Genomic DNA, 1,548 nt, shown 5'->3' with positions numbered 1-1,548 from the left:
GCGTGGTGCGCGCCGCCACGGCTCCGGCCAGATGCGCGGCCATACCGGCGGCACAGATAAAGACCTGCGCACCGGCGGCTTCGTGTTCGCTTATGAGTTTTTCCGTGCGTTCAGGGGTGCGGTGGGCGGAGCTGACCGTGATAACGCAGCTTATGCCCAGGCTTTTCAGCACTTCAACACAGGGGCTGACCTTGTCTTCATCAGACTGGGAACCCATCAATATTACCACTTGAGCCATGATCTGTCCTCTCCTTGCTGCCCCGCACCGGACAAGCGCCCACGGCGTTTTCGCGCGACCCTGTTTGTTTTCGCATGGCTGCGCGCAACGCCGGACACGTTGCCCGGTGTGCAAAGCCGTTTTCCGCCGCTGGAGCGTGGTAGTGTTGAGAGCATGCACTCTCAAGGTTTCAAAACGTTCATCACGGCGCGCAGCCGCGCGGACAAACAGCACTGCCGTCTTCAGCCAAAGCCCGCAGGACAGCGCTGAAGAGCGTTTATGCCCTGGCGACTTCACGGCTTTAGAGCATTTCACGTTAAAAGCGCTCTGGCGACTGCGTGAGCAGACGCCCGCCGCAAAGGCGTGGAGCAGTGTTTGCGACCTTACCCGCCGAAGCAAGCTTTGAGGATGTCCGTCCTCAAACCTGCTCTGCCTTAAAAAAGCTACTCTGCCTTAAGACGGTTGATGCCCTTCTGCCCGATGTCTGTGCGGTAAAAGGCGTCGGTCATGCGCACTTTTTCCACAGCGGCATAGGCGGCTTTTTTCGCGTCCGCAAGGTCGTCCCCCAGGGCCGTGACGCAAAGTACGCGCCCGCCGCTGGACACCAGCACGTTATCCTTCAGGGTCGTGCCGCTGTGGAAAACCTTGACGCCGGGCAGACTGTCGGCCTCGTCAATATCCTTGATGGCAAGTCCCTTGGAATACGCGCCCGGATAGCCCTTGGCCGTCATAACCACGCCGAGGGCCGTTTTATCGCTCTGCCCGATGCTTGCAGGGTCGAGCCTGCCTTCCACGCAGTCGAGCATGATGCGGGGCAGGTCGCCCTCAAGGCGCATGAGCATGGGCTGACACTCCGGGTCACCGAAGCGCACATTGTATTCCAGCACTTTGGGTCCGTCCGCGGTCATCATAAGCCCGGCATAAAGCACGCCCACAAAGGGGTGACCGTCTTTGGCAAGCTCACGCAGAATGGGCCGCACGGTGAGGTCGGCCATTTCTTCAAGCATGTGGTCGGGCAGGATGGGGGCCGGGCTGTATGCGCCCATGCCGCCGGTATTGGGGCCTTCGTCATTGTCGAAAACACGCTTGTGGTCCTGGGCCGAAGGCAGGGGAACGGCACGTTCGCCATCGCACAGGCAGAGAAAAGAAGCCTCTTCGCCCACAAGGCATTCCTCAAGCACCACAAGATCACCGGCAGCGCCAAAGGCGCGGGCGCTCATGATGTCATTGACGGCCTGCAGGGCCTCCTGGGAGTCGGCTGCCATGATGACGCCCTTGCCCGCGGCCAGGCCGTCAGCCTTGACCACCAGGGGACCGCCCACCTTTACCAC

The 1,548-nt window shown here is 61.0% G+C and carries 2 protein-coding genes; both read right to left on the bottom strand.

Features of this window, described 5'->3' with window-relative positions:
• On the bottom strand, positions 1 to 238 hold a 238-nt coding region (locus tag V6C16_RS12940), incomplete at its 3' end, for an AIR carboxylase family protein (protein ID WP_333536040.1).
• A 422-nt stretch (positions 239 to 660) separates the two neighbouring features.
• Positions 661 to 1,548: phosphoribosylamine--glycine ligase (gene purD / locus V6C16_RS12935; RefSeq protein ID WP_333543404.1), on the bottom strand; the 888-nt coding region annotated here is incomplete at its 5' end.

The organism is Desulfovibrio sp. 1188_IL3213 (assembly GCF_036763145.1).
Classification (GTDB): Bacteria; Desulfobacterota; Desulfovibrionia; order Desulfovibrionales; family Desulfovibrionaceae; genus Desulfovibrio.
The sequence above is the reverse complement of the archived record's forward strand: the minus strand, read 5'-3'. Positions and strand labels throughout refer to the sequence as shown.